The sequence below is a fragment of the Cupriavidus sp. USMAA2-4 genome (genome assembly GCF_001854305.1).
Taxonomy (GTDB): Bacteria; Pseudomonadota; Gammaproteobacteria; order Burkholderiales; family Burkholderiaceae; genus Cupriavidus; species Cupriavidus malaysiensis.
This window is the reverse complement of record NZ_CP017748.1, coordinates 2,438,269-2,464,361: the sequence shown is the minus strand read 5'-3', so window position 1 is coordinate 2,464,361 and position 26,093 is coordinate 2,438,269. Positions and strand designations below refer to the sequence as shown.

The 26,093-nt window shown below is 66.8% G+C and carries 21 protein-coding genes and 1 pseudogene; 19 read left to right on the top strand and 3 right to left on the bottom strand.

From position 1 onward, the window contains the following. Positions 1 to 494: 494 nt before the first annotated feature. Positions 495 to 1,610 (top strand): DNA polymerase III subunit beta, encoded by a 1,116-nt coding sequence (gene dnaN, locus BKK79_RS10840; RefSeq protein WP_071010542.1) that lies wholly within the window; start codon positions 495 to 497, stop codon positions 1,608 to 1,610. A 245-nt stretch (positions 1,611 to 1,855) separates the two neighbouring features. After that, on the top strand, positions 1,856 to 4,381 hold the full coding sequence (gene gyrB, locus BKK79_RS10835; RefSeq protein ID WP_071010543.1) for a DNA topoisomerase (ATP-hydrolyzing) subunit B: 2,526 nt from the start codon (positions 1,856 to 1,858) through the stop codon (positions 4,379 to 4,381). Between the two features lie 344 nt (positions 4,382 to 4,725). Here the strand turns inward: gyrB and BKK79_RS38945 are convergent. Beyond that, positions 4,726 to 4,914: pseudogene (locus tag BKK79_RS38945) on the bottom strand (transposase); the annotation flags it as partial. Between the two features lie 159 nt (positions 4,915 to 5,073). Here BKK79_RS38945 and BKK79_RS10830 point away from each other — a divergent pair. The 11 genes from BKK79_RS10830 to BKK79_RS10780 all read left to right on the top strand — a co-directional run bounded on the left by BKK79_RS10830 (position 5,074) and on the right by BKK79_RS10780 (position 13,802). After that, complete coding sequence (locus tag BKK79_RS10830; protein ID WP_071010544.1) at positions 5,074 to 5,748, top strand: response regulator transcription factor; 675 nt, start codon at positions 5,074 to 5,076, stop codon at positions 5,746 to 5,748. A gap of 105 nt (positions 5,749 to 5,853) precedes the next feature. Further along, positions 5,854 to 7,116 (top strand): styrene monooxygenase/indole monooxygenase family protein, encoded by a 1,263-nt coding sequence (locus BKK79_RS10825; RefSeq protein WP_071037695.1) that lies wholly within the window; start codon positions 5,854 to 5,856, stop codon positions 7,114 to 7,116. Next, a complete protein-coding gene (locus tag BKK79_RS10820) occupies positions 7,106 to 7,633 on the top strand; it encodes a flavin reductase family protein (RefSeq protein ID WP_071010546.1) in 528 nt (175 codons plus the stop codon). Before BKK79_RS10825 ends, BKK79_RS10820 begins: the two co-directional genes overlap by 11 nt. A 20-nt stretch (positions 7,634 to 7,653) precedes the next feature. Beyond that, the gene (locus tag BKK79_RS10815) at positions 7,654 to 8,439 is read left to right on the top strand and encodes an SDR family oxidoreductase (RefSeq protein ID WP_084084677.1); all 786 of its coding nucleotides are present in this window, start codon (positions 7,654 to 7,656) and stop codon (positions 8,437 to 8,439) included. Between the two features lie 75 nt (positions 8,440 to 8,514). Beyond that, entirely contained in the window at positions 8,515 to 8,844 is a 330-nt protein-coding gene (locus BKK79_RS10810) for a non-heme iron oxygenase ferredoxin subunit (RefSeq protein WP_071038512.1), read from the top strand. Between the two features lie 10 nt (positions 8,845 to 8,854). Beyond that, on the top strand, positions 8,855 to 9,868 hold the full coding sequence (locus BKK79_RS10805) for a 2Fe-2S iron-sulfur cluster-binding protein (RefSeq protein WP_071037694.1): 1,014 nt from the start codon (positions 8,855 to 8,857) through the stop codon (positions 9,866 to 9,868). Next, the gene (locus BKK79_RS10800) at positions 9,868 to 10,134 is read left to right on the top strand and encodes a SemiSWEET transporter (RefSeq protein ID WP_071010549.1); all 267 of its coding nucleotides are present in this window, start codon (positions 9,868 to 9,870) and stop codon (positions 10,132 to 10,134) included. The genes BKK79_RS10805 and BKK79_RS10800 overlap by 1 nt, the downstream gene beginning before the upstream one ends. 131 nt (positions 10,135 to 10,265) lie before the next feature. Continuing rightward, positions 10,266 to 11,621 carry an acetamidase/formamidase family protein gene (locus tag BKK79_RS10795; protein WP_071010550.1) on the top strand — a complete coding sequence of 452 codons (1,356 nt, stop codon included), beginning with the start codon at positions 10,266 to 10,268 and terminating at the stop codon, positions 11,619 to 11,621. A 43-nt stretch (positions 11,622 to 11,664) separates the two neighbouring features. Then, positions 11,665 to 12,876 (top strand): aromatic ring-hydroxylating oxygenase subunit alpha, encoded by a 1,212-nt coding sequence (locus BKK79_RS10790; RefSeq protein WP_071037693.1) that lies wholly within the window; start codon positions 11,665 to 11,667, stop codon positions 12,874 to 12,876. A 7-nt stretch (positions 12,877 to 12,883) separates the two neighbouring features. Further along, complete coding sequence (locus BKK79_RS10785; RefSeq protein WP_198173273.1) at positions 12,884 to 13,243, top strand: hypothetical protein; 360 nt, start codon at positions 12,884 to 12,886, stop codon at positions 13,241 to 13,243. A gap of 82 nt (positions 13,244 to 13,325) precedes the next feature. Further along, the gene (locus BKK79_RS10780) at positions 13,326 to 13,802 is read left to right on the top strand and encodes a nuclear transport factor 2 family protein (protein WP_071037692.1); all 477 of its coding nucleotides are present in this window, start codon (positions 13,326 to 13,328) and stop codon (positions 13,800 to 13,802) included. A gap of 29 nt (positions 13,803 to 13,831) precedes the next feature. Here BKK79_RS10780 and BKK79_RS10775 read toward each other — a convergent pair whose 3' ends face one another. Continuing rightward, the gene (locus BKK79_RS10775) at positions 13,832 to 15,334 is read right to left on the bottom strand and encodes a PAS domain S-box protein (RefSeq protein ID WP_071037691.1); all 1,503 of its coding nucleotides are present in this window, start codon (positions 15,332 to 15,334) and stop codon (positions 13,832 to 13,834) included. Positions 15,335 to 15,594: 260 nt separating this feature from the next. Here BKK79_RS10775 and BKK79_RS10770 point away from each other — a divergent pair, with 260 nt between their 5' ends. The 3 genes from BKK79_RS10770 to BKK79_RS10760 all read left to right on the top strand — a co-directional run bounded on the left by BKK79_RS10770 (position 15,595) and on the right by BKK79_RS10760 (position 19,250). Continuing rightward, the gene (locus BKK79_RS10770; protein WP_071037690.1) at positions 15,595 to 17,046 is read left to right on the top strand and encodes a purine-cytosine permease family protein; all 1,452 of its coding nucleotides are present in this window, start codon (positions 15,595 to 15,597) and stop codon (positions 17,044 to 17,046) included. 104 nt (positions 17,047 to 17,150) lie between these two features. Next, the gene (locus BKK79_RS10765) at positions 17,151 to 18,245 is read left to right on the top strand and encodes a porin (protein WP_232346204.1); all 1,095 of its coding nucleotides are present in this window, start codon (positions 17,151 to 17,153) and stop codon (positions 18,243 to 18,245) included. Positions 18,246 to 18,332: 87 nt separating this feature from the next. Continuing rightward, positions 18,333 to 19,250 (top strand): dioxygenase family protein, encoded by a 918-nt coding sequence (locus BKK79_RS10760; RefSeq protein ID WP_071010555.1) that lies wholly within the window; start codon positions 18,333 to 18,335, stop codon positions 19,248 to 19,250. A 428-nt stretch (positions 19,251 to 19,678) separates the two neighbouring features. Here the strand turns inward: BKK79_RS10760 and BKK79_RS10755 are convergent, their stop codons facing one another. Next, positions 19,679 to 22,063 (bottom strand): acylase, encoded by a 2,385-nt coding sequence (locus tag BKK79_RS10755; RefSeq protein ID WP_071037689.1) that lies wholly within the window; start codon positions 22,061 to 22,063, stop codon positions 19,679 to 19,681. A gap of 181 nt (positions 22,064 to 22,244) precedes the next feature. Between BKK79_RS10755 and BKK79_RS10750 the strand changes: the two genes are divergently transcribed. The 3 genes from BKK79_RS10750 (at position 22,245) to BKK79_RS10740 (ending at position 26,080) form a co-directional block, all read left to right on the top strand. Beyond that, entirely contained in the window at positions 22,245 to 23,258 is a 1,014-nt protein-coding gene (locus BKK79_RS10750; protein WP_071037688.1) for a GlxA family transcriptional regulator, read from the top strand. A gap of 309 nt (positions 23,259 to 23,567) precedes the next feature. Next, on the top strand, positions 23,568 to 25,592 hold the full coding sequence (locus BKK79_RS10745) for a hydantoinase/oxoprolinase family protein (RefSeq protein ID WP_084084673.1): 2,025 nt from the start codon (positions 23,568 to 23,570) through the stop codon (positions 25,590 to 25,592). Then, complete coding sequence (locus BKK79_RS10740; RefSeq protein ID WP_071010558.1) at positions 25,589 to 26,080, top strand: acetone carboxylase subunit gamma; 492 nt, start codon at positions 25,589 to 25,591, stop codon at positions 26,078 to 26,080. The genes BKK79_RS10745 and BKK79_RS10740 overlap by 4 nt, the downstream gene beginning before the upstream one ends. Positions 26,081 to 26,093: the final 13 nt, after the last annotated feature.

The following is a 26,093-nucleotide window of genomic DNA, read 5'->3' as shown; positions in this document are numbered from 1 at the left end:
ACGGACCATGTGCATGGAATGTGCATGGGATGCAAAGAATCTGCACCCCCGGCTCCCCCCGGGAGCGAGGGTGCGAATTTGCCTGAACCGCCATGCGGGGCTGGCATACTGTAGGGTGCGCGCCGGCCTTGCGGGCCGGCTGCCCCGAATGGGATAGCAGTACGCGGAATCAACCAGAAGCACCGCCGGCACGGGTGCCATGGTCGCCAGAGCTAAGGCTTTGCGGTGAGTCGGGACGAACTGCCGGGAAATCCACCAATAAATGCCTCATGGGGCATTTTGTTCGTGGAAAATCGTGATGCACGGAGCACATATCGCCTGCGGCATGTGCCCGGCGCACGGCCCGGCGAGCGTCGCCCCGCTTCACCGCAGCGGCTTATCCTTTGGTACAATGGCACATTAACTCCTTGATTCCAAAGTAAATTTGGATCGATGTGAATCACGGAGCCAATGGCCCTGCGGTCGCCGACGACAAACGACGAAGGATAAACTCAATGCAATTGGTCAAAACCTCGCGAGACAACCTGCTGCGACCGCTGCAAATCGTGAGCGGCATCGTGGAGCGCCGCCACACCCTCCCGATCCTGGCCAACCTGCTGATCCGCAAGTCGGGGGCCAACGTTTCCTTCCTCTCGACCGATATCGAGATCCAGATCACCACCCATGCCGAGTGCGGCGTGGGCAGTGACAGCGTGGCCACCACCGTGGCCGCGCGCAAGCTGCTCGACATCCTGCGCGCCATGCCCGACGGCGACGTCGCCCTGTCGCTCAACGACAAGCGCATGACCGTGCAGTCCGGCAAGAGCCGCTTCGCGCTGCAGACGCTGGCCGCCGAGGAATTTCCCACCGTGGCCGAGGCGAGCGAGTTCAACGCCACCGTCACGCTGCCGCAGAAGACCTTCAAGCACCTGCTCGCCATGGTCCACTTCGCCATGGCCCAGCAGGACATCCGCTACTACCTGAACGGCATGCTGCTGGTGGTGGACGGCAAGAAGGTCATGGCCGTGGCCACCGACGGCCACCGCCTGGCCTACTGCGGCGTGGAGCTGGATCAGGAAGCGGCGGGCGCCGGCGCGCGCCAGGAAGTCATCATCCCGCGCAAGACCATCCTGGAACTGCAGCGCCTGCTCGAGGACACCGACGATCCCGTGCAGGTCCAGCTCGCCGCCAACCAGATCAAGTTCACCTTCGCCAACGTGGAGCTGATCTCCAAGCTGGTGGAAGGCAAGTTCCCCGATTTCCAGCGCGTGATCCCGAAGGGCTACAAGAACGCCTTCGCGATCGACCGCGTGCAGCTGCAGCAGGCGCTGCAGCGCACCGCCATCCTGACCACCGACAAGTTCAAGGGTGTGCGCTGCATCCTCAGCACCCACACGCTGAAGATCAGCTCCACCAACGCGGACCAGGAAGAAGCCCAGGAAGAACTCGAACTCGACTATTCGGGCGACGCCCTGGATATCGGCTTCAACGTGACCTACCTGCTCGACGTGCTCGGCAACCTCAAGAGCGAGCAGGTGCAGGTCTCCCTCGGCGACTCGAATTCGAGCGCGCTGATCACCGTGCCGGATGACGACAACTTCAAGTACGTCGTCATGCCGATGCGCATCTGATGCGACGGCAGCAGTCGAGCCTGGACGACACAAGGAACGACGAGATTCGCCACACCGGAGCATCCAACGGCACGCCACGGCAGCCGGCCCGCAGGGCCGGACATGCCGCCGCAGCAGGGGCCGGATCCGCGGGATCCGCCCCTTTTGCCGTTTTTAAGTAACCCGCACGCGGACCGACCGACGCCCGCCCCGGCCCACGACGCCGGCGCCGGCCCGGTTCCCGCCATTGCCGTGAGTAGGAAAACATGACCGAACAGCAGAAACCGCAACAGGAAAACAGCTACGGAGCCTCCTCGATCCAGATCCTGGAAGGCCTGGAGGCGGTGCGCAAGCGTCCCGGCATGTACATCGGCGACACCTCCGACGGCACCGGCCTGCACCACCTCGTGTTCGAGGTGCTGGACAACTCCATCGACGAGGCGCTGGCCGGCTACTGCACCGAGATCCAGGTCACCATCCACACCGACAACTCGATCTCGATCGTCGACAACGGCCGCGGCATCCCGCCCGACGTCAAGTTCGACGACAAGCACGAGCCCAAGCGCAGCGCGGCCGAGATCGCCATGACCGAGCTGCACGCCGGCGGCAAGTTCAACCAGAACAGCTACAAGGTCTCCGGCGGCCTGCACGGCGTGGGCGTGTCCTGCGTCAACGCGCTGTCCAAGTGGCTGCGCCTGACCGTGCGCCGCGACGGCAAGGTCCACCTGCTCGAGTTCGCCCAGGGCGCGGTGCAGAACCGCCTGGTCGAGAGCGCCACCGGCACCGACGGCCAGCCGGTCGAAGTCTCGCCGATGAAGGTGACCGGCGCCACCGACAAGCGCGGCACCGAAGTGCACTTCCTCGCCGACGAGGCCATCTTCACCAACGTCGAGTTCCACTACGAGGTGCTGTCCAAGCGCATCCGCGAGCTCTCCTTCCTCAACAACGGTGTGCACATCCGGCTGACCGACCAGCGCACCGGCAAGGAAGAGGACTTCGCCTTCTCGGGCGGGGTCAAGGGCTTCGTCGAGTACATCAACCGCGCCAAGACCACGCTGCACCCGACCATCTTCTACGCCAATGCCGAGAAGGACGGCATCGCGGTGGAAGTGGCCATGCAGTGGAACGACGGCTACAACGAGCAGGTGCTCTGCTTCACCAACAACATTCCGCAGCGCGATGGCGGCACCCACCTGACCGGCCTGCGCGCGGCGATGACGCGCGTCATCAACAAGTACATCGAAGAGAACGAGATCGCCAAGAAGGCCAAGGTCGAGACCACCGGCGACGACATGCGCGAAGGCCTGGCCTGCGTGCTGTCGGTCAAGGTGCCCGAGCCCAAGTTCAGCTCGCAGACCAAGGACAAGCTGGTCTCGTCCGAAGTGCGCCTGCCGGTGGAAGAGCTGGTCTCCAAGGCGCTGACCGACTTCCTGCTGGAAACGCCGGCCGACGCCAAGATCATCTGCAGCAAGATCGTCGACTCGGCGCGCGCGCGCGAAGCCGCGCGCAAGGCGCGCGAGATGACGCGCCGCAAGGGCGTGCTGGACGGCATCGGCCTGCCCGGCAAGCTGGCCGACTGCCAGGAGAAGGACCCGGCCATGTCCGAACTGTTCCTGGTCGAGGGTGACTCCGCAGGCGGCTCCGCCAAGCAGGGCCGCGACCGGAAGTTCCAGGCTATCCTGCCGCTCAAGGGCAAGATCCTCAACGTCGAGCGCGCCCGCTTCGACAAGATGCTGTCGAGCCAGGAGGTGCTGACGCTGATCACCGCGCTCGGCACCGGCATCGGCAAGGACGACTACAACCTCGACAAGCTGCGCTACCACCGCATCATCATCATGACCGATGCGGACGTCGACGGCTCGCACATCCGCACGCTGCTGCTGACCTTCTTCTACCGCCAGATGCCCGACATCATCGAGCGCGGCTACGTCTACATCGCGCAGCCGCCGCTGTACAAGGTCAAGCACGGCAAGGAAGAGCGCTACATCAAGGACGACACCGAGCTCAACGCCTACATGCTGCGCCTGGCGCTGGAGAAGGCCGCCCTGGCGCGCCCCGACGGCAGCGAGATCAGCGGCGAGGCGCTGGGTGAACTGGCCCGCCAGTACCAGCTCGCCGAAGGCGTGATCGGCCGCCTGTCGCGCATCGTCGACAGCGACGCGCTGCGCGCCATCGCCGACGGCATCACGCTCGACCTCGACAGCGCCGCCGCCGCCGAGGCCTCCGCCGTGGCGCTCAAGGCCAAGCTCGCCGAGATGCACGCCAAGACGCTCAGCGGCGCCGCCGTCAACAACGATGGCACCGCCGACGTCTACGCCCAGTTCGACGAGAAGACCGACAAGCACCGCCTGATGATCGCGCGCCGCCAGCACGGCAACGTGCGCCTGTCGCACCTGGACGCCGACTTCGTCCACGGCGCCGACTACGCCGCGCTGGCCAAGGCCGCCCAGACCTTCCAGGGCCTGATCCCCGACGGCACCAAGGTGCGCCGCGGCGAGGGCGACAAGCAGCGCGACCAGACCGTGGGCGACTTCCACGCCGCCATGACCTGGCTGCTGTCCGAAGCCGAACGCGGCGTCTCGCGCCAGCGCTACAAGGGCCTGGGCGAGATGAACCCCGAGCAGCTCTACGAAACCACGCTGGACGTGACCCAGCGCCGCCTGCTCAAGGTGCAGATCGAAGACGCCATCGCGGCCGACCAGATCTTCACCACGCTGATGGGCGACGAGGTGGAACCGCGCCGCAACTTCATCGAGAGCAATGCGCTGGTGGCGCGGAATATTGACGTTTGATGTCGACCCGGCCTTAGGGTGCCAAAGCCATCGCAACTGGCGCCACAACGCTGCTACAGCCGGACCTTGGTCAGTGCTATTGGCCTGCAGAGGACAACAGGTCGACGGTTTCGGAAGCGGCAGGATCCGTAGTTGACCTGCAAGCGAGATGAGCCCAGCCAGAATTGGCTGGGCTTTTTTTCGGGCGCGGCGGCACTATGGGCGACTTTCCAGGCCGGTCTTTGGTGAACCGACCCCTTCAGCAGGGCCAGCAGGCTTCCAGCAACGTCCCTTTAAACCAGCTCCTGGAAAGCGGCAGGAGCATCCGCTGTTGCCCGTGTTTCGCTGCCAACTCCGCTGGCGGAAGATCGTTCAGCCTCAAGGTCCTTCAACCGGCGCGCCTCCGACACGTCCATGCCGCCGAACCTTGCGCGCCAAGTGCAGAACGACGCGTCACGGAACCCGTGCTTCCTGCACAGTCCCTTGACCGGCATACCAGCCTCGGCTTCCTTCGGAAACCCAATGATCTGCGCTTCCGTGAAGCGCTTCTCGATGTTCGTCTTCTTCTCCGAAAAGGAACCTTACTAGACTCCGGCTCGCCCTGTTTGCAGGGGGCAGGTCACCAGGGCAATGCCTATTGACAAGAGTGCCGGGCAACTTGCATCGTGACGCACCTGTCTTCGGGCCCAACAAAAAATAGAGAGACACACGCCATGAAAGCCGCCCCCGCCGACGCCCGCCACGCCACAGAAGCTCCCGAGCCGGTTGTCTACGTCGTCGATGACGATGGCGGCGTCAGGACTTCGCTGAAGTGGCTGCTGGAGTCCGTGGGCCTGTGCGTACACGCCTACGCCAATGGCCGCGAATTTCTTGATGCCGCAGATCCCTCTGTGCCGGGATGCATCCTGCTTGACGTCCGCATGCCGTACATGGGTGGCTTCGATCTGCAGGAAGGCCTCGCGCCCAGAGGCTTCCTGCTGCCGGTCATCTTCCTCACCGCGCATGGCGACATCCCCATGACCGTGCGCGCCATGAAGGGCGGTGCTCACGATTTCCTCGAAAAGCCCTTCAACGACCAGGCTCTGATCGACCGGGTCCAGGTCGCCTTGCAACTATCGCTGCGCCAGCACGCCGCGGCCACGACACGTGGCAGCCTCCGCAGCAGGCTGGGCCAGTTGTCGGCGCGCGAACGCGAGGTCTTCGAGAAGATGGTCGAGGGGAAGGCATCGAAAGTGATCGCCACGGAACTCGACATCAGCTACAAGACCGTCGAGGTGCATCGCGCGCATATCCGCGAAAAGCTCGGTGTCACTTCACTCGCGGAGCTGGTCCGCCTTGCGGTGGAAGACAGGTCCGCGAACGATTCCGGCCCACCCGTGCGGGAGTAAGTGCTCCCCCTTATTCCCCTAGGTGGGTGAACGAATTTACCCGCACCATGCCGTCACTTAACCTTGATTCCGAGATAACACGATCGGAACGAGGAGAGACAAGGCATGAAGAAGTTCGCAATCATCGGTGGCGGCCAGTGCGGGCTGCATCTCGCATTCGGCCTGCTGGACCGCGGCCACGACGTCACCCTTTACAACGATCGTAATCCCGAGCAGCTGCTCGCCAGCCGCATTCAGAGCACCGCCTTCCTGTTCAACCGCACCCTGGAGATGGAGCGCCGCCTGGGCCTCAACTTCTGGGAGCATGAGGCTCCGCTTGGCGAAGGCATGCTGGTCGATTTTCGCGACCCTGGCGGCAAGAGCATGCTGTCCGTCGCGGGCCGCCTGCACGAGAAGTCCGGGCAGGCGCTGGACCAGCGCACCAAGTTCGCGCGGTGGATGCAGGAGTTCGAGCGGCGCGGCGGCAAGCTCGTGATCCGGACCGTCTCACTCGATGAGCTCGAACAGGTTGCTGCCGAACACACTCTGACGTTCATTGCCGCCGGCAAGGGCGCCGTCAACGCCCTGTTCGAGCGCGATGCCGAACGCAGCCGCCACCACACGCCGCCGCGCCAGCTGGCCGCGCTGCTGCTGCGCGGCCCCAAGCTGCTTGGCGAGCGCCCCTGGCCCAAGGCCGACTTCCGCCCGCTACGCTTCAACTTCATCATGGGCGTGGGCGAGTTCTTCTCGCTGCCGTTCTATACGCATACGGCAGGGGAATGCCGCAGTTTCCTCTTCGAAGCCCGCCCCGGCGGCCCGATGGACCGCTTCGGCGATGCAGCGGATGGGCAGGAGATGCTTGCCGTCGCCAGGCAGGTGCTGCGCGAGTACGCACCCGATGACGCCGCGCACCTCGAAGACGCCAAGCTGACGGACCCGAACGCGTGGCTCAAGGGCGCGTTCACCCCCACCATCCGCAAGCCGGTCGGTACCCTGCCCTCCGGGCGCGTGGTAATGGGAGTCGGCGACACGGTCTGCCTGAACGATCCGATTGCCGGCCAGGGCGCCAACAACGCCTCGCGCATGGCGGAGCACCTGCTCCATGCCATCTCCGAGGCGCAAGGCGAGGGCCTGGATGCGGCGTGGATCCAATCGACCTTCGACGCCTTCTGGGAGAACTCCGCCAGTTACACGTCGGCCTTCTCGAACTTGCTGCTCGAGCCGCCAGGCGAGGCGGCGATGGAAGTGCTCGGCGCCGCGGCTCGCCACCGCGAGGTCGCCGATGCCTTCATGGCGTGCTTCGAAACGCCGCGGGATTTCTGGCCGTGGATCGACGACCGCGACGCGGCCCGGCAGTTCGTGGCGCGGAGGGTCCACGATGCAGCCTGACCTTCCCATGCTCTCGCCATTCGATCGCGCCGATCTGCGGCGGGCCCTTGGCACCTTCCCGACCGGCGTGACGGTCGTGACCGCGCGCGGCCCCGACGGGCAACGCCTTGGCGTGACCGCCAACTCGTTCACCTCGGTCTCCATGGATCCGCCCCTGGTGCTGTGGAACCTGGCGCTGAGTTCGCCCAATCTGGCTGCCTTCCAACGTTGCGGGCACTTCGCCATCAACGTGCTGGCCGGCGACCAGGCCGCCATCTGCCGGCAGTTCGCGACACCGTCGGCGGACAAGTTCGACGGCGTGGCGACGCTTGATGGCATCGAAGGCGTACCGCTCATCGAAGGCGCAGCGACGCAATTCGAATGCCGTACCGCCACGTCGCATCCGGCGGGCGACCACTTGATCCTGATCGGACAGATCGTCCGCTACCGGTCGCAGCAAGCATCGCCGCTGCTCTTTTGCCAGGGCCGCCTGCAGGCTTACCCGAGGCACCCGGGCGAAGCGCGCACCGTGGGCTGACGATTTCCGGAGACATCATCATGAAAGGCATACAGGACAAGGTCGCGATCGTCAGCGGCAGCGCAACCCTGATCGGCGCTGCGATTGCCCGCGAATTCCTGCGTTATGGCGCCAGCGTGGTCATCGCGGACATCGACGCGCAGCGTGGCGAAGCCTTGCAGGCCGAGCTCGGCGGCAAGGCCCGCTTCGTGCGCACCGACCTGCTGCAGGACCAGGAGATCCTGCACTGCGTTGAGGAGACGGTGGCCGCATTCGGCCGTATCGACTTCCTCGTCAATGTCGCGTGCAGCTATGTCGACGACGCGATCAGCTCGGACCGGCTGGCGTGGACGCAGGCGCTGAACGTCAACCTGATCGGCGCCGCCATGCTGCTGCGCGCAGCTCATCCGCACCTTGCGGCAAAGGGTGGCGCCGTCGTCAACCTCGGTTCCACCAGCGCGCGTGCGGCGCAGGCTGGCCGCTGGCTTTACCCCGCGTCCAAGGCGGCCATCCTGCAGCTCACGCGCAGCCAGGCGCTGGACCTCGCCGGCGATGGTATTCGCGTCAACAGCGTGTCGCCCGGTTGGACCTGGTCCGGCGTGCTGGACACCCTGTCGGGCGGCGACAAGGCCCGCACCAACGCCATTGCAGCGCCCTTCCACATGCTCGGGCGCGTGGGGGAGCCGGAGGAAGTCGCCGCCGCGGTGGTGTTCCTCTGCTCCGACCATGCGTCCTTCATCACGGGTGCCGACCTGCCGGTCGACGGTGGCTATAGCGCAATGGGGCCGGAACAGCGGCTGTCACCGATCGCCGCGCTGGTTGCATAGCCATCACGCCAGGCCGATACCGGGCCAATACGGCACCGGCGGCCTCATCGACGCAGTTTGTACGAGATCGATCCCATGGAAACCGCTGTCCACTCCCTGCACTTTCTTTGCCGCGCCGAGGAAGTCCCCGCCAACACCGTTCGCCGGGTCGACATTCCCGGCTTTCCCGCACTTGCCGTCTTCAACCTGGACGGCAGTTTCTTCGTCACCGACGACCGCTGTACCCATGGTGAAGCCTCGCTGTGCGAAGGCGAGATCGATGGCGACCTGGTCGAATGCCCGTTCCACCAGGGCACCTTCGATATCCGCACCGGCAAGCCGACCGGGGCACCGTGCCGCATTGCGCTCAAGACCTACGACGTGACGGTCGAGCAAGGCGGTGTCCACATCCGCCAACCGGAATGAGGTCGCCTTGATGTTCCGTATCCAACTTGAAGGCGCCGCCGGCGGCTTTGCGTGCCACGCCGGCGATACGGTGCTGCGCGCCGGCCTGCGCGCAGGTCTCGCCCTGCCCTATGAATGCAATGTCGGCGCCTGCGGGACCTGCAAGTTCGAACTGCTGCAGGGTGAGGTCCTCAACCTGCGCGAGAACGCGCCGGGCCTTTCGGCGCGTGACCGCGCCAAGGGCCGGCTGCTGGGCTGCCAGGCCCGTCCGCTTGGCGACTGCACCATCAAGCTGCGCCTGGATGAGGCCTGCCGCCCGGCTGTGCTGCCTGCCATGCGGCTGGCGGAACTGACCGGGACACAGGACCTGACACACGACATCCGCGAGTTCCACTTCCGGGCGCAAGGGCGTGCGCAGTTCCTGCCGGGCCAGTACGCCCTGCTGCATCTGCCCGACGTCAACGCGCCGCGTGCGTACTCCATGTCGAATATTGCGAACGCGGACGGTCACTGGCAATTCCAGATCCGCCGCACGCCCGCTGGCGCCGCGACCGGGGTGTTGTTCGACCAAATGCGCATCGGCGACCGCATCGAGATCGATGGGCCATACGGCATCGCATACCTGCGCACCGACATAGCGCGCGACGTGGTCTGTATCGCCGGCGGCTCGGGCCTGGCGCCTATGCTGTCGGTTGCCCGCGGCCTTGCGGACAGCCAGGCCATGCACGCGCGCCGGCTCCATTTCTTCTATGGTGCACGCACGCCGCGGGACATCTGCGGCGCAGACCTGTTGCAGCAGCTGCCGGGGTTCGGCGAACGGATGGCCTACTACGCGACTGTCTCAGCCCCCGCCGCCGGGAATCCGCCATGGCATGGCCACACCGGCTTTGTCCATGAACTGGTGCGCGACACGCTGGCGCCAGCCCTCGCAGACCACGAGTTCTACCTCGCCGGTCCCCCGCCCATGATCGAGGCCGTCGAGCACCTGCTGCTGGTGGAGCACGGCGTGCCGCAGGGCCAGATCCATTTCGATCGCTACTTCTGATGCTTGCGCTGAGCCTGCTCGATGGCGTCGGCCTGCTTGCCGCCGCCCTGACGACGGGCGCCTTTGTCCCGCAACTGCTCAAGATCTGGCGCTCGCGTTCCGCCGCTGACATCTCATACGGGATGTATATCGCGTTCATTGCCGGCGTCATGCTCTGGCTCGGCTATGGCGTCGCCATCGGATCGATGCCGATGGTGGTCTCGAACGCCGCCGTCCTGCTGCAGGCCGTCGCCATCCTCGTGCTCAAGCGCCGCTTCGAAGCGTGAAGCCCGCGCGCGGGCCAGGCGTGCTGCGGATACGTGTTTCACCTTATCCCCGTAGATAGCCGGCCGGATTCTCCGCAGCGCCCCCCACGCCTAAGCTGACCATTCGACAAGCCAGACAGGAGGAAGACCACATGTCCCCGGATACGCCCACTGCGACCATCACCGTCCCGCCTGTGGACCACGTCCATGTCAGCCGCTACACGCGCGGCGTGATCGGCCCCAGCCTCGAGATGCTGGGCCCGGTCCGCGACGGCGGCCGCATCTCCACCGGCACTCCGCCGGGCTGCTGGGGCCCGATGATCACGCCCATCTTCGAGGGCGGGCACGAGGTCACGCAGCCCGTCGCGATCGAAGGCGCCGAAGTCGGTGATGCCGTCGCGCTCAAGATCCTGCGCTGCGACGTGACGTCCGAAGCCACCTCTTCCGGCGTCATGGAGTTCGTGGAAGGACGCTATCTCGGCGATCCCTTCGTCGCCAAGCTGTGTTCGGCCTGCGGCACGCCGAGCCCGGCCAGCCACGTCGAAGGCATCGGCGACACGGCGATCCGCTGCAATACCTGCGGTGCCGAGGTCAACGCCTTCCGCTTCAGCAACGGCTATGTGATCGTGCTGGACCGGACCAATGGTGTGTCGCTGACCGTGGACCGCGCAGCCGCCCAGCGCATCGCCGCCATGCCGGGCGCGCACGCCTTGCTGCCGGAGCGCTCCGAGCAGCATTCGATCCTGTCGCTGGCACGCGCCGACATGGCCGGCGTGGCCGCCCACATGCAGCCATTCCTCGGCAATATCGGCACGCTGCCGTCTACCGATATTCCGGACTCGCACAACGCCGGCGATTTCGGCGCCTACCTGGTCGCCGCGCCGCACCGCTTTTCGCTGACTCAGGAGCAGCTCGACCAGCACAAGACCGATGGCCATATGGACACCAACTCGGTACGCGCGGGCGCGATCGTGATCTGCCCGGTCAAGGTGCCCGGCGCCGGCGTCTACATGGGCGATATGCATGCCCAGCAGGGCAACGGCGAAATCGCCGGGCATGCGACCGACGTTGCCGGCGAGGTCGAGCTGGAAGTCGAGGTGATCAAGGATCTCGCGCTGGACGGCCCGATCCTGCTGCAGCGTCCCGATGACCTGCCGCCGATGGCCCGCCCGATGAGCGCGGCGCAGCGCGCCCACGTACGAGCACTCGCCGCGCGCTATGGCCAGGGTGAGATCGAATGCAATGGTCCGATCACCTTCATCGGCTCCGGCACGACGCTGAATGCGGCAACCAAGAACGGGCTCGATCGCGCAGCGAAGGTCACGGGCCTGCCCTACGACGAGATCCTCAACCGCGCCACGATTGCCGGGTCGATCGAAATCAGCCGCTTGCCGGGCGTCGTACGCGTGACCTTCCTGTGCCCGATGGCGGTGCTGGACCGCCTGGGCATCGGTCACCTGGTACGCCGCCAGTATGGATTGGAGGATGCGCCCGCGCAGCACGCCTGAGCGGGCCGCCTGATCATTGCACGAGAAAAAACGAGGAGCAACAATGAACGTACCCCATGAGCAATTGCGCTGGGCAAGCAAGTTTCCCGAGCTGGGACTGGAGCCCATTCCGGTCGAGCCATGCATCTCGCCGGAATACTTCGAAAAGGAAAAGGAGCAGGTCTTCATGAAGACCTGGCTCAAGGCGGGCCGCGTGGAAGAGATTCCCAATGCTGGCGATTACAAGGTCAAGAAGATCCATTTCGCCAAGACCTCGGTGATCCTGATCCACGGCAAGGATGGCAAGATCCGCGGTTTCCACAACACTTGCTCGCACCGGGGCAACAAGGTGATCGTGGAAAGCGGCGAGGAGACCTTCGGCCGCAGCAAGGCAGCCGTGGTGACCTGCCGCTTCCACGGCTGGGTCTACGACGCGCAAGGCCAGATCGCCCACGTGCCGGAGGAAGAACGCTTCTCACCGTGCTGGGAGAAGGCCTCCAATGGCCTGACCCCGGTCCATACCGACGTCTGGGAAGGCTTCATCTTCATCAATCTGTCCAAGGAGCCGGTCGACTCGCTGCAGAACTACCTGGGCGGCATGGGCAAGCACCTGGCAGGCTATCCCTTTGCTTCGATGAACCGGTGCTTCAGCTATCACACGACGCTCGACTGCAACTGGAAGATCGCGCTCGATGCGTTCTCCGAGGCGTACCACGTCTCGACGATCCACGCCGGCTCCTTCCCCAATGCCTTCTCGACCGGCCTGGCGGACGTGGAGCTGTTCGGCGACCACCGTACCACCGGCATCTGCCTGACGCTGGACGCCACGCCGACACCGATTGCCGCGATGGCCAACGAGATCACAGGTGCCTCCCTGGTTGCCAAGCGCGGTGCTTCGATGCTGCCCGCCTCGGTCAACCCGAGCCGCCGCGAGGATTTCTCTTTCGAGCTCAGCGTGGTGTTCCCCAACATCCTGATCCACATCTCCGAAGGCATCTGGTTCACGCACCAGTTCTGGCCGATTGCCCACAACCGTACGCTGTGGGAAGGCAAGTACTACGTGCCGGCCCCCAAGACCAACAGCGAGCGCTGGGCGGTGGAGTTCGCGCAGGTCCTGCAGCGCAACGCCTGGCTGGAAGATACCGCCACGATGGAGGATACGCACGCAGCGCTGGAGTCCGGCGCGAAGACACATATGGTTCTGCAGGACGAGGAGATCCTGCTGCGCCATGGGTACAAGGTGCTGGAGCAATACATGACCGCCAAGCAGGAGTGAAGACAGCATGAACGCCGTGAACGCCATGAACACGAGTTTGCCGAAGGATTTCGAGATGCTGGAGCCCCTGGTGGCCGATTGGGCCCTGCAGACGCAGGATGCGCGCCAGGCGCGGCGCAAAGCCTCCAGCCGTGGGGAACTGCAGTACTTCTACGACAACATGCTGCCGCGGATGCCGGCGATCCTGAAGTACCTGGATCGTTATCCGCTGGGTGAACTGCCGCTCGACGTGTCGCGTCTGCTTGCGCTGTCGCTGTCGATGGCCGAGGTGGCGCCTCACATCGAGTTGTACGGCGGCAGTCCGGGCGTGCCCTACGCCTTCGAGGAGTCGCGCTTCGTGGCCGAGCACGGACAGTCCGTGCTGTAGGCGGCCGCCAGGCATCCACTTCGCCACCACCTGCCGCCGGCTTTGGCCGGCGGCCTTTCATCCCGCCATGACATAGCCCGCCATGACATCCGCGACCCTTTCACAGCGCCTGCGCAGGCTGGAAGCCATCGAGGCCATACGCCGGCTCGTTGGCGAGTACGCACGCGGGGCCGACCGTCGCAACGATCCCGGCATCCTGGGCCCACTGTTTCATGAGGACGCGGTCTGGGAAGCGGAAGGCTTCGGCCGATGCGTGGGCCGCGAGGCCATCGCCGCGCACCTGGCGCAGATCGGCACGGAGCAGATCGTCTGGAGCCTGCACTACATGGTCTCGCCGGTGGTCGAAGTCAACCCGGATCTGCGCTCCGCCCGCTGCCATTGGTACCTGTGGGAACTGGCGCAGGTCAAGGAAGACGGCGCACACCGCGCCCACTGGATCGGCGGTTGGTACCACAGCGAACTGACCGAGGCCGACGGTATCTGGCGCTTCCGGCACGTGCAGCTGGACCTGCGGCTCGTGCATCCGAACGGAGAGGACTGGGTGCCCACGGCGGCATGAGATGCCGTCCGCGAGGCCCGCTTGTTGCGCTAGGCGGCCTGCGCGGCGCAGCCGGGCAACAATACGTGGCAGCGGGTTTCGCGGACCCCGCCGTTCTCACGCGCGGCTGCCTCGGTCATCCAAAGGTGTCCGCCATGTGATTCAACGATCGACCGGCACAGCGACAGGCCGATTCCCAAGCCCTCGCGCTTGGTTGTGAAGAAGGCGCCGAACATCTTGTCCGGGCTGATGCGCGGCAGGCCGTGGCCCGTGTCTGCGAGTGTCATCTTGATGCGGCCCGAGGATTGCCGTCCCACGGAGATCCGCAGGCGCCGGCAGTCGCCCTGTGCCTGTTCGATCGACTCGATGCCATTGACGGCAAGGTTCACCACAACCTGCTGGATCAGCACGTCGTCGCACTCCACCCAGCATGGCTGCGCATCCATGTCGTACTCGAGCGTCACGCCCGCATGCCTGGCGCGCACACCGATCAGTTCGCCCATATCCGCCGCAAGCCGGCGCAGGTCGGCTGTGCGGCGTTGATAGTCGCTCTTGCAGGTGAAGTTCCGCACGGTATTGACGATCTTGCCGGCGCGTTCCGCCTCGTTCTGCGCGAGTTCGAGCGCCCGCAGGATGCCCGCTTCGGAATAGCTGCCCGACTGGATCTGGCGCCGGCAGCCGGCCACGAAATTGAGAATGGCAAAGAACGGCTGGTTCAACTCATGCGCCAAGGCCGCAGCCATCTCCCCGGTGGTCGACAACCTGGCGATATGGCCGAACTGGCGCTCGCGTGCGTGGGCCAGTTCCTCGTCCTGCACGCGGCTGGTGATATCGCGGAAATTGATCAGGATGCCCGCCACGGCGGGATCGCGCACGAGGTTCCGGCATGTGGCTTCGTGGACGCGCCAGAGGCCGTTCCGGTGCAGGATCCGATAGGTCAGCGTGGTGTCCGCCTCCGGTGGCAGGCTGCCCAGGATTTCGCGGAACCGCTCGCCCTCTGCCTCGCTGACGAAGTCATAGACCGAACGGCCCGTGGCAAAGCGCGGCGGCACGCCCAGGAGCGGCAGGATGGACGGGCCCGCAAACCGTATGATGCCGTCGACCGACAGGATCGCGATGCCGTCGGCGGAGCGTTCGATGAGGCGGCGATAGTAGCGCTCTTTTTGCCGCAACGCAGCCTCTGCCTGCTTGCGTTCGGTGATGTCGCGCGCAATGGCGAGGACCCGGACCACGCCATCCAGCGTGATGGGCTTGAGGCTGACCTCCACCGCCGTCTCCGCGCCGGCACGGTCCCGGATCACCCATTCGAACAGCTTGTCCTCCGGGGTGGTCGCGGCCTCGCGGACGAGCCGCAATCCCTCGTCGTTGTCGTACGGAAAGTGGTTGCGCGTCAAGTCGCCGATCGCCATCCGGCGCAGTTCCTCGACGCTGCAGCCATACACCTCGCAGGCCTTGCGGTTGGCATGAAGGATCTCACCGCTGTCCTTGTCATGGATGACCATGACGTCGTTCGCGTAGTCGAACACGTCCCGATAGTTGGTGGAGGCGGTCATGTGTGAATCCGGAATAGCTACGGACAACTGGCGCGGCGTGCCGCTGGCGCGTCAAGCGTATGCCAGAAGCCGTCGTCCGCGCAAGCCGGTGTGGCGCTGCCCGCACCGGACGGAGGCTGCATTCGCGACGATCCCATAGCGCGATAAGGGATAGCGCTTATCGCCGTACATGGACGGACCGATCCCAAACTGCGCGAGCGCCGCGTACGCTCACGTCAGGCCTCGCATATGTCTGGGCCGGAAAAAATCATAACCATTCCATGGAGGAGACAATGCAGGCAAAGAGGGATCTTGCCGCCAGCGTGGAAGACCACGCGCTGGAGGCTGTACCGGAAGGCAGCCGCAAGGGCTGGCTATCGCTGTCATGGAGCACCGTGGGGATCGTCACGACACTGGTGCAGCTGTTCATCGGCGCCCTGACCACGTTCGTGGCCGGGCTCCATATCGCAGTGCTGGCTGGCATCACCGTGGCGGTGATCGGCGCCCTGCTTGGCTGGGGCGTCGGCCATGTTGCGTATCGCACGGGCCTGTCAAGCACCGTGCTGTCTCGCCACCATGGTTTTGGCAGCAAGGGATCGGTACTGACCGCCGCGGTGTTCGGCTTCATGATCATCGGCTTCCTTGCGCTGGAAAACGCCTTGCTCTACAAGGGTTTTCTGTTCTACCTGAACCGGCCGGACACACTGTCCAACCGCGTGATGATCTACGGCGGGCTGACGTTGGCATGGGTGGTCATCACCGCCTTCGGGTTCGGCCTTGTCTCACGCGTGTCCTCGTGGATGCTGGTCGCCTTCCTGGCCGTGCTGGCGTACATGGTGTTGGAAGTGATCGCCGTCTCCGGACAGAGCTGGAGCGCCGTCTTTGCATTCGGCGCACAGTTCCCGCCGAATGCCCTCAAGGCGCTCGGCGCCGCGACGGATTTCGGCAAGTTCGCTTTCTGCGTCAATGTCATGGTGGGATCGGCCGGGGCGCTGGCCCTGATCGATGCCGATCTCGGGCGCTATGCCCGACGCTCGCGCGATATCGCGATCGCGGCGCTGCTCGGCAATCTCTTCATGGATGTGATCATGCTGGTGGTCGGCGGTGTCGTCATGTACGCCGGCATGGCGGCATTGACGGAGTACTACGTCGGCACCGGCATGTCACGCAGTGCGGCCCAGGCAGCCGCGCTGCAAAGCCCGGACAGCGTCGCGGCCGCCTTCATCGTCTTCGGCGGCGTTGCCGGCACCGTGCTGATGGTACTGGCGCAGTCGAAGGCTCAGGTGCTCAATGTCTACAGCGCGTCGCTGTCGCTCACCAACCTGTTTGATGCTGCGTTCTCGTGGCGTCCCGGCAGGCTCGTGTTCGTGGTACTGGCCAATGCCATTGCCCTGGTGATGCTTGCTGGCTCCATCCTTGCGTGGTTCAACACCTTCATCACGGTGCTTGGCATCCTGACCACGAGCTTCGCCGGCATCATCGTCGCTGACTACTTCCTGGTGCACCGCTTCGTTTCCTGCGCCGGCCCGCAGGCCGGCAGCCGGTCCGGCTTCAACTGGGCGGGCATCGTCACCTGCGCCGTCGCCTTTGTGCTTGCGCACTATGTGCTGGTTGAATGGATGCCGGTCGAGTTCTTCGTCTCCATCAGCGTCTCACTACTTCTCTACCCGGTGCTGCGCATCGCTTCCGTGCGGCGTCAACGGGATACCGCGTCTTCCGTCAGCCTCGGCTAGCCCGGGCACTCCTGCCAGTGGCGATCCTCCCGGCCGCTGGTCCACCCATCGGTAACGTGCTGGTGCGCTCCGCCCCTATCTGCGCACAGTCGAAACATAAAGCCATGACGATGATTTCAAGAAAACTGCTCGGCCGGCTCCTGCCTGGCCTGGCCGTGACGTGCGCCGCAACCGCGCACGCCCAGTCCTCGGTCACACTCTATGGTGTGATGGATGCCGGCATTACCTACGTCAACAACCAAGGCGGCCACGCCAACTGGCTGCTGGACACCGGCATGCTCTCCCCCAACCTGTTCGGGCTGCGCGGCAGCGAATCGCTTGGCGGTGGCCTCAAGGCGGTGTTCACGATCGAAGGCCAGTATGCGCTCGACAACGGGGCCAGCATCGGTGGCCTGTTCGGCAGGCAGACGTTCGTCGGCCTGTCATCGCCCTGGGGCACGCTGACGCTCGGCAGGCACTACGACTTCAGCTTCGACATGCTGGCCGTACTGCGCTATGGCCCCTCCTTTCCGTTTGTCAGCCTGCACAACCTCAGGCATGGGCCGTTCGGGGGGCTGGGCATTCCCAACATGCCAGGCGGCGCGATGGACTTCGACCGCGTCGGCGGAGCCGAGCGCATCCCCAACTCCATCAAGTTCAGCAGTGCCAACTATGGCGGACTCACGTTCGGCGCCTTGTATGGCCTGGGCGAGCAACCCGGCAGCTTCAGCCGCGACCGCGCCTACAGCGCCGGTGTCGGCTACGAGCGCGGACCGTTCGCGCTCAGCGCGGCGATCACCGAGGTCCGCTACGCCGCCATCAACAATGGCAACGACGGCATTCGCACCTGGGGCCTCGGCGGGCGCTACGCACTGGGCACGAGCAACATCAACGCGCTGTACACGAACACGCGCAATACCTTCACCGGGGGCGGCGTGCAGGTACTGCAGGCAGGCGTAACCATGCCGGTCGCACCCGCAACCACCGTGCTTGCGGACTATCAGTACCAGTGGGCCAATGCCGCGCTGAATCGCAACCACGCGCATCAGGTCGGCCTGACCTTGGACTACGCCTTCTCGCGCCGCACCGACACCTATCTCGGCGCCGTCTACCAGCGTGGCAGCGGCACAGGTGCCGCTGCCTGGATCCCGGGGTTGATGATCGGCTCCGACAACAAGAGCCAGGTGCTGGTACGAGCCGGGATCCGGCATGTCTTCTGACCGTGAATGACTCTGTTTTCCCGCAATGCGCGGCGCGCATCCGCTGCGTCTGACTCTTTATTACTCACACAAGAAGGAGGAACAGCCATGGCTGAACTGAATGCCAAACAACTGCTCGATCTGGTGAACAGCCGTCGCGTCGCCGACGGCAACGAACGCGTGCGCGCCATCACGGCGCGTATCGTCGGCGACCTGTTTCGCACCATCGACGAGTGCAACGTCTCGCCCGACGAGTTCTGGGCCGCGGTCAAGTGGCTGACGCGCCTTGGCCAGGCCGACATGATCGGCCTCATTACCGCAGGTCTCGGCTTCGACCGCCTGCTCGATATCCGCGAGGACGAGATCGACCGCGCCGCCAGCCGCTCCCTGGGCACCCCCCGCGCGATCGAAGGCCCGCTCTACATTGCCGGCGCGCCGCTGCACCAACGCGAGGTACGTCTTGATGCCGGCAACGAGGACAGCGGCACGCCCTTCGTCATGGAAGGCCAGGTGCTGGGCACGGATGGCCGCCCTGTGCCGCATGCCATGGTCGATGTCTGGCACTGCAACGCCTCCGGCCGCTACTCGCACTTCGACCCGTCCCAGCCGGCCTACAACCTGCGACGCCGCATCGAAGCCGACGAGCAGGGCCGCTACCGCTTCCGGAGTTTCCTGCCGCCCGGCTACGCAATTCCGCCCAACAGCCCGGTTTCGGAACTGTTCGAGAAACTGGGCCGCCATGGAAACCGGCCGGCTCACATCCACTTCCTGATCTCGGGCCAGGACAAGCGGACCCTGACCACCCAGATCAATCTGCCCGGCGATACCTACCTGGACGATGACTTTGCCTTCGCCACCCGCGATGGCCTTGTGGTGGAACTGCAGCAGGTACAGGACCCGACCGGCTATGAGTCGCTCGGCATCAGTTCGCCTTTCGCCCGGGTGCAGTTCGACTTCCGGCTCCAGGATGCAGCCAGCGATCGCGAAACGCGCGCCGCCAGCCGCTACGAGACGGCGCTCGGCTAGGCGTCGAGCGCACGCCCGGGCCGCCTTGACACTACCTGGGTACGACTCTCTTCCATGGCCGGCGTGCCCCGCCGGCAGAGATTTCCCGCCCGTTGGTTCCGACAACAACAATAACAACAGCGTGTTCATACCGTACTCGCCGGGATGGTCGGCTCTACGGCAGGCGATCGCCGGTGAAATTGCGATGCATGCGGCAGCAGCACCCGCCTGAGCGGTGCAATGGTGTCCGGGTCCGGGTCCGGGTCCGGGTCCGGGTCCGTGGCCGGGCTGGGGCGCGGCATCATCCAAGTACTTGCTTTGCCAGGTACCGCGAGAGCCCGATCTGTGGCGCCTTACGCCGGCCAGGCCTTCCCCGCCACCGAGCCATTCGCCCCGCCAACAAAAAACGCCCCGCACAAGCGGGGCGTTTTTCCAGGCACCGGCAGCCCTCACTGCGACAACCGCATCACCTTCAGCGCCGGATCGGCCGCGATGGCCGCTTCGGAGAACGGCAGCCGGTTCCAGTGCTTGCCCGAGTACGCACGCATCTGGTCGAACGCGTGCGGCGAGGCGTGGTCGGTCGATTCGCCGTAGGTGAGGATGGCGTCGGCGACCGGGCCCTGGTCGTCGAAGGTCACGGTCTGGATGTAGCTGGTGCCGAAATACACCGGCAGCCCCTTCGGCCCGATCGGCAGGGTTTGCAGCTTGTTGAGCACGCCTTCGTATTCCTCGCCGCCGTGCAGGGCGATGGAGCCGTCCGGTGCGTGCGCGGCCTGTACCGTGCCCAGCGGCGCATCCAGCGCGAAGCCCGCCTTGCGCACCGCGCCCACGGCTTCCTTCAGCGCCTTGAACACCGCCGTGCGTACCGTCGCGTCGTTCATGCGCAGGCCGCGCGGCGTGTGGACCGGGTCGGCCGGGTCGAACTCGACGGCGTGCACCTGCGCGATGTCCTTGGCGCGCATCCAGAACTCGCGGAACAGGTGCGCGGCGCGGGCGTCGGCGTTGCTGGTGCGGTTCCACTGGCCGAGGGCGGCGCAGCCGTCGCGCACGTCGGCATCCGGGGCCGGCGTGGCCTTGCATGCCGCGAGCAGGTCGCCCAGCACCAGTTGCCCCGCCAGGTTGGCATTGCTGAAGATCATCGCCTGCAGGTTCGGCAGGTCGATGCGGTTGCCGGGCAGTCCGTCGGTGCCGGCCAGGCGGCGGCCGATCTCGATCAGGCCGATGCGCGTGCGCAGCCGCTGCGGTACGTCGACCGAGCCCATCACCGGCGAGAAGCCGGTCAGTTTCTGCGCGGGGTTGGTCAGCCACGAGCTGTCATTGCTGTTGGCGACGTAGTCGTCGCGCTCGAGCACCGGCATGCGCGCGGGCGCCACCAGCCCGGGTACCGGCGAAGCCGGATCGACCTGCCAGTTGCAGGTGCCGCGCGAGCCGTCGAGCAGCACCAGGCCCGCGTCCTTGAAGAGTTTGCCGGCCAGCGGCGACGGGGCACAGCGCTGGAGCTCCGCGGCCGGCACGTCCGGCGTGGTCGACACGTCGGCGAACAGCGCGCGGCCGTTGCGGTCGGTGGCGATGGTGTTGACCCAGGGAATGCCCAGGTTGCCGATGGCCTGGCGGATGCCGGCCACGTCCCGGGCCTGCCCGATATGCAGCCAGCTGTCGACCGAGCGCGTGTTGTTGCGGTTGGCGTCGCGCAGGGCGTAGGCCTTCTGCGTGGTCCACGGCATGCCGCCGCTCGGCATCGACAGCACCGGGCCGTAGATGGTGTCGTAGAAGGTGTGCGTGCGGCGCTCGAGGCGGCCGTCCGGCAGCTTCACGTCGAAGGCGACCGTGCGGGTGGTCATCTTGTGCGGCGTGCCGTCGACCAGGTAGGTGGTCGGGTCGCCTTCGGCCAGCTTCAGTTCGAACAAGGTGAAGCGGCGGCCGGTGGAGACGGTGTGCGTCCACGCCACGTCCTTGTTGAAGCCGATGCTCACCACCGGGAAGGCCGCGATCGAGGCGCCCATCACGTCGAGCTTGCCGGGCACCGTCAGGTGGACCTGGTAGAAGCGGTTGGTGGTCGTCCACGGGAAGTGCGGATTGCCGAGCAGCACGCCGCGCCGGTTGGCGGTGGCGTCAGCGCCGAAGGCCCAGCCGTTGGAGCCGATCGGCATGTCGCGCAGCTGCAGTTCGCGGTCCAGCGCCACGGTGTCGACGGCCTGCGGCGGAATCTCGCGCTCGGCCACCGGCGTGCGGCCCGGCGGCTGCGCGGCGACGATGCCCGCCAGCATGGCGCCGGCGCTGGCCTGGATCGCCTTCTCTTCGCCCATGCGCATCATGTCGCCCAGCGTGAGCGGACGCACCCAGGCGGCATTGCGGCAGGCGGCCGGGAAGTTGGCGGGCGGCGTGTCCTTGAGATAGCGGTTGAAGCCGGCGATGTAGCCGCGCAGCAGCTCGCGCGCCTCGGGCGACATCTGCGCATAACCGGCGCGCAGGCCGTCCTCGTCGAAGATGCCCTTGAAGAAGGCGTCCGACTGCAGGTTGGGGATCGGCTTGAACGAGACCGTCACGGTGCCCTCTGGCCCGAAGGTCTTCGAGCGCTCGCCGTTGACGGTGACCACCTGGTCGGCCAGCAGGCACAGGTTGTCCTGCGCGTAGGCATAGGCCATGCCATAGCCGAGGCTGGCGTAGTCGTTGGCGCGGATGTGCGGAATGCCGAAGCCGGTGCGGCGGATCTCGGCGGACAGGCCGGTGTCGCTGAGCGACCCCCAGCGGCCATCGGTGGAACTGGCGCAGCCGGCCAGCGCCGCGAGCGCGGCCATGGCGAGCGTGCCGCGCAGCGCGAATCCCTGCATCATGCGTTGTCTCCTGTTGTCGGTCTTGTCTTGTGTCGCTCTAGTCTTGCGGCGGCGCGCAGGCGCAGCCACCGCCGTATCGTCGACTGGGGCCCGCCCGGAGGAAAGAGGTATTCCCGCCAGAGTTGGGGTCAATCCCGCCACGCAGGAGGCCTCCGCCCCGCCTCCCCCTATACTCTGCGGCATGCCGACCATCGACCTGCTGACCTTTCCCGACGCCGGCCTCTCCACGCTGGCGACCGTCGCCGACACCCTCGGCGTGGCCAATGCGCTCGCCTCCATGCATGCCGGCAAGCGTGCCGATGCCGCCAGCCCGGTGTTCGGGTGGCGGCTGGTCGCGCGCGACCCGGCCCGCTGGCAGGCCGCCGCCGAGACCCTGGCCTGCCGCTGCCAGCCGCTGCCGGCGGACGACGCCGCGCTGGGCGACGCGCTGGTCGTCCCGCCCCTGCATTTCGACCACATCAGCACGCTGGAGCAGCGCCTGGCCCTGCTGGAGTGGGAACGCGCCACCATCCGGCGCTACCTGGACGCCGGCAGGCTGGTGGCCTCGTCCTTCACCGGCGTGGCGCTGCTGGCCGGCGCGCTGCCCTCCGGCCGGCGCCTGACGGTGACGTGGCTGATCGCCGGCTGGCTGCACGGCAACTACCCGCAGCTGAAGGTGGTGGCGGAGCAGGCCATCGTCAGCAGCGGCAACGTGCTGACGGCGCGCGCGATGGAGCACGGCGTGGCGCTCACGCAGCGCCTGGTCGGCCGCCTGGCCGACACCCGGCTGGCACGCACCCTCGGCAAGGCCGTGCTCGACCACCCGTCGCGCGGCGAGTCCACCGCCATCTGGCTGCGCAGCAAGCCCGCCATCCGCACCAGCGTGGTACTGCGGGCGCGGCGCTACCTGCAGCAGCACCTGCACGAGCCGTTCGACCTGGCCAGGCTGGCCGCCGCCGCCTCGACCAGCGAGCGCACGCTGCTGCGGCATTTCACCAAGACCCTGGGCACCTCGCCGCTGCAATTGCTGCACCGGCTGCGCGTGGAGCGCGCCTGCCACCTGCTGGAAGTCAGCACGCTGAGCCTGACGGCGATCGCCGAACAGTGCGGTTATCACGACATGTCCGCCTTCCGGCGCCTGATCCGGCGCCACACCGGCCAGCCGCCGGGCGCCCACCGGCGCGCGCATTCGGTGCGCGCCGAGCTGCGCGGCTGAGGGGCGGGGCGCTGCACAGCGCGCTCCCGTCTTCCCCACCCCCTGATCAGGGAAACCTATAAGCCAGAACTACCCGGACGGGTGGGAGCGGGCCGGCCGCCCGCTGCCTACACTGCAGGCACAACGATAAGCCACCGGAGACAGCCATGACCGACCACCCCGCCCGCCACGGTCCCTGAGCGGCCGCCCCGCGCCGGCCGCAGCGCCGGCTGCCTGACGCACCAGACGTACCGCTTGCCACCTGCCACGCGCTCCGCCTTCGCGCCGGAGCGAAGGCGTCCTTTTGCTCCTCGAAAAGCGAGACTGCGCATGAGCACCTCATACGATCCCGACCCCGCCGCCGGCACGCCGCCGGCGCCTGCCCACGCCGGCGCGGCGCGGAAGCTGCTGATCAACATCGACAACGGCGGCACCCTCACCGACATCTGCGTGATGGGCGGCGGCGAGGTGGTCCGCACCAAGACGCTGACCACGCCGCACGACCTGTCCCAATGCCTGTTCGACGGCCTGCGCAAGGCCTCGGAAGCCGTCTACGGCCGCGAGGACCTGGAAGCCTTGCTGCTGTCCACGGCCGCCATCCGCTATTCCACCACGCAGGGCACCAACGCCCTGGTCGAGCGCAAGGGGCCGCGCCTGGGCCTGGTGGTGGGCGGCACGCTGTCGGTCGAGCAGGTGCGCGCCGCCGACGGCGCCGCCGCGCTGTTCGACAGCGTGCTCGGCGACCGTGCCGTGGCGCTGCCGACCGGCCTGCAGGACGATGCGCTGGACGACGAAGCGGTGCGCCAGGTCGGCGAGCTGGCGGCGGCGGGGGCCAACCGCCTGGTGGTGGCGATCGGCGGCCCGCGCCGCGCCGTCCTGGAGCAGCAGATCAAGCGCAAGCTGCTGCGCACCTTCCCGCCGCATCTGCTGGGCGCGCTGCCCATCCTCTACGCCCACGAAGTGGCCGACGACGCGGACGACGCCCGCCGTACCTGGACCGCGCTGCTCAACGCTTTCCTGCACCCGGCCATGGAGCGCTTCCTGTACAGCGCCGAGCAGAAGCTGCGCGAGGCGCGCGCGCAGAGCCCGCTGCTGGTCTTCCGCAACGACGGCCTGGCCGGGCGGGTGGCCAAGACCATCGCGCTGAAGACCTACAGCTCGGGGCCGCGCGGCGGCATGGAGGGCACGCGCGTGCTGGCCGCGCACTACGGCTTCGGCCACCTGCTGTCGATGGACATCGGCGGCACCACCACGGACATCGGCCTGGTCGATGCCGACGGCGTGCGCGCCGACCGGCGCGGCCGCGTCGAGGGCGTGGCCACGGCCTTCCCTCTGTGCGACGTGGTCAGCGCGGGCGTGGGGGGCAGTTCCATCCTGCGCGCCGACGGCGAGGCGATCCGCGTGGGGCCCGACAGCGTGGGCAGCGCGCCCGGACCGGCCTGCTTCGGGCTGGGCGGCACGCTCGCCACCATCACCGACGCCTTCCTGCTGTCCGGCCTGCTCGATCCGGATTCCTTCTTCGGCGGCAAGCTGCGCCTGGACCAGGAGCGTGCCCGGCAGGCCGTGCACACCCATATCGCCGATCCGCTGCGCATGGGCGGCCAGGAGGCCATCGCGGCGATGGAAGCGGCCTGGGTGGCCAAGGTGGCCGACAGCCTCAAGGCCTATGCAGAGATCCGCCCGGACACCACGCTGGCGGCCTTCGGCGGCGCCGGCGCGCTGGTGGCCTGCCGCGTGGCCGAGGCGATCGGCGTGCGCCAGGTGCTGATCCCGGGCCTGGCAGCCGTGTTCTCGGCCTACGGCATCGGCTTCTCGGACGTCGGCCACACCGTGTCGGCGCCGCTGGCGCAGGCCAGCGACGCCGCCCTGCAGGAGGCCGCGACGGTCCTGCGTGCGCAGGCCGAGCGCGCCATGTTCGGCGAGGACGCCGCCATCGACGACTGCGCGCTGCGCTACACCCTCGAAGCAGTGACGGCCGACGGCGAGGTCCAGGCCCATGCGCTGCCGGACGGCGCGGCCCGGACGCTGCCGCGTGGCCTGCCCGTGGGCGCGGCACTGTCGCTCTCGCTGACGGCGGTCAAGCCGATGGACCGCCCCGCCATGACGGGACGCTTCGGCGGCACCAGCCAGCCGGCCGTGCCCGGTGGCAGCCGCCGCGTGGCCGTGGGCGGCCGCGAGTCCGAGCTGCCGCTGTACCGCGTGGAAGACCAGCCCAAGGGCGTGGCGGTGCGCGCCGCCGGTCCCGCGGTGCTGGAGGAAGCCTTCTTCACCGGCCGCATCGATGCCGGCTGGACCTTCGAAATCAACGCCAGCGGCGACATCCTGCTCAGCCGCGGCACGGAGAGCGTGCAATGAACGTCCTGATCACCGAGACCCTGCGCATCAACCTCGACAGCGAGCAGTGGGAGTGCCGCCGCTGCGGCCATGTGCACGGCAGCGCGCGCGACAACTACAAGCGCGGCCTGCTGGTGTACGACCGCGATCCGCGCGAGATCCACAAGCCGCTGCTGGATACGCGCCTGTACGCCCGCACCTATTCGCCCGATCCCGACTGGTGCCGCATCCTGGAGTACTACTGCCCCGACTGCGGCACGCTGGTGGAGGCCGAATACCTGCCGCCCGGCCATCCGCCGCTGCACGACATCGAACTCGACATCGACGCCCTCAAGGCGCAGTGGAAGGACCGCCCCGAGATGCAGGAGCCCGCGCAGGCGCCCGACCTGGCGCTGGAGCGCGTCAAGCTGCAGCGTGCGCTGCACGCCGCCGCGCACCATCCGCGCCACCTCGGTGCGCCGGCGGACGCCGGCTCCGCGCCTTCCACGCCCGATACCCCCACCCCCTGACCCGACCACGGAG

Excerpts from the sequence above, each read along its gene's own strand:
- BKK79_RS10830 (WP_071010544.1), top strand. The coding sequence starts at position 5,074 with ATGAAAGCCGCCCCCGCCGACGCCCGCCACGCCACAGAAGCTCCCGAG.
- BKK79_RS10780 (WP_071037692.1), top strand. The coding sequence starts at position 13,326 with ATGACATCCGCGACCCTTTCACAGCGCCTGCGCAGGCTGGAAGCCATC.
- BKK79_RS10750 (WP_071037688.1), top strand. The coding sequence starts at position 22,245 with ATGCCGACCATCGACCTGCTGACCTTTCCCGACGCCGGCCTCTCCACG.
- BKK79_RS10760 (WP_071010555.1), top strand. The coding sequence starts at position 18,333 with ATGGCTGAACTGAATGCCAAACAACTGCTCGATCTGGTGAACAGCCGT.
- BKK79_RS10775 (WP_071037691.1), bottom strand. The coding sequence starts at position 15,334 with ATGACCGCCTCCACCAACTATCGGGACGTGTTCGACTACGCGAACGAC.
- BKK79_RS10795 (WP_071010550.1), top strand. The coding sequence starts at position 10,266 with ATGTCCCCGGATACGCCCACTGCGACCATCACCGTCCCGCCTGTGGAC.
- BKK79_RS10745 (WP_084084673.1), top strand. The coding sequence starts at position 23,568 with ATGAGCACCTCATACGATCCCGACCCCGCCGCCGGCACGCCGCCGGCG.
- BKK79_RS10785 (WP_198173273.1), top strand. The coding sequence starts at position 12,884 with ATGAACGCCGTGAACGCCATGAACACGAGTTTGCCGAAGGATTTCGAG.
- BKK79_RS10820 (WP_071010546.1), top strand. The coding sequence starts at position 7,106 with ATGCAGCCTGACCTTCCCATGCTCTCGCCATTCGATCGCGCCGATCTG.
- BKK79_RS10810 (WP_071038512.1), top strand. The coding sequence starts at position 8,515 with ATGGAAACCGCTGTCCACTCCCTGCACTTTCTTTGCCGCGCCGAGGAA.
- BKK79_RS10825 (WP_071037695.1), top strand. The coding sequence starts at position 5,854 with ATGAAGAAGTTCGCAATCATCGGTGGCGGCCAGTGCGGGCTGCATCTC.
- BKK79_RS10755 (WP_071037689.1), bottom strand. The coding sequence starts at position 22,063 with ATGATGCAGGGATTCGCGCTGCGCGGCACGCTCGCCATGGCCGCGCTC.
- BKK79_RS10765 (WP_232346204.1), top strand. The coding sequence starts at position 17,151 with ATGACGATGATTTCAAGAAAACTGCTCGGCCGGCTCCTGCCTGGCCTG.
- gyrB (WP_071010543.1), top strand. The coding sequence starts at position 1,856 with ATGACCGAACAGCAGAAACCGCAACAGGAAAACAGCTACGGAGCCTCC.
- BKK79_RS10740 (WP_071010558.1), top strand. The coding sequence starts at position 25,589 with ATGAACGTCCTGATCACCGAGACCCTGCGCATCAACCTCGACAGCGAG.
- BKK79_RS10770 (WP_071037690.1), top strand. The coding sequence starts at position 15,595 with ATGGAGGAGACAATGCAGGCAAAGAGGGATCTTGCCGCCAGCGTGGAA.
- BKK79_RS10790 (WP_071037693.1), top strand. The coding sequence starts at position 11,665 with ATGAACGTACCCCATGAGCAATTGCGCTGGGCAAGCAAGTTTCCCGAG.
- BKK79_RS10815 (WP_084084677.1), top strand. The coding sequence starts at position 7,654 with ATGAAAGGCATACAGGACAAGGTCGCGATCGTCAGCGGCAGCGCAACC.
- BKK79_RS10800 (WP_071010549.1), top strand. The coding sequence starts at position 9,868 with ATGCTTGCGCTGAGCCTGCTCGATGGCGTCGGCCTGCTTGCCGCCGCC.
- BKK79_RS10805 (WP_071037694.1), top strand. The coding sequence starts at position 8,855 with ATGTTCCGTATCCAACTTGAAGGCGCCGCCGGCGGCTTTGCGTGCCAC.
- dnaN (WP_071010542.1), top strand. The coding sequence starts at position 495 with ATGCAATTGGTCAAAACCTCGCGAGACAACCTGCTGCGACCGCTGCAA.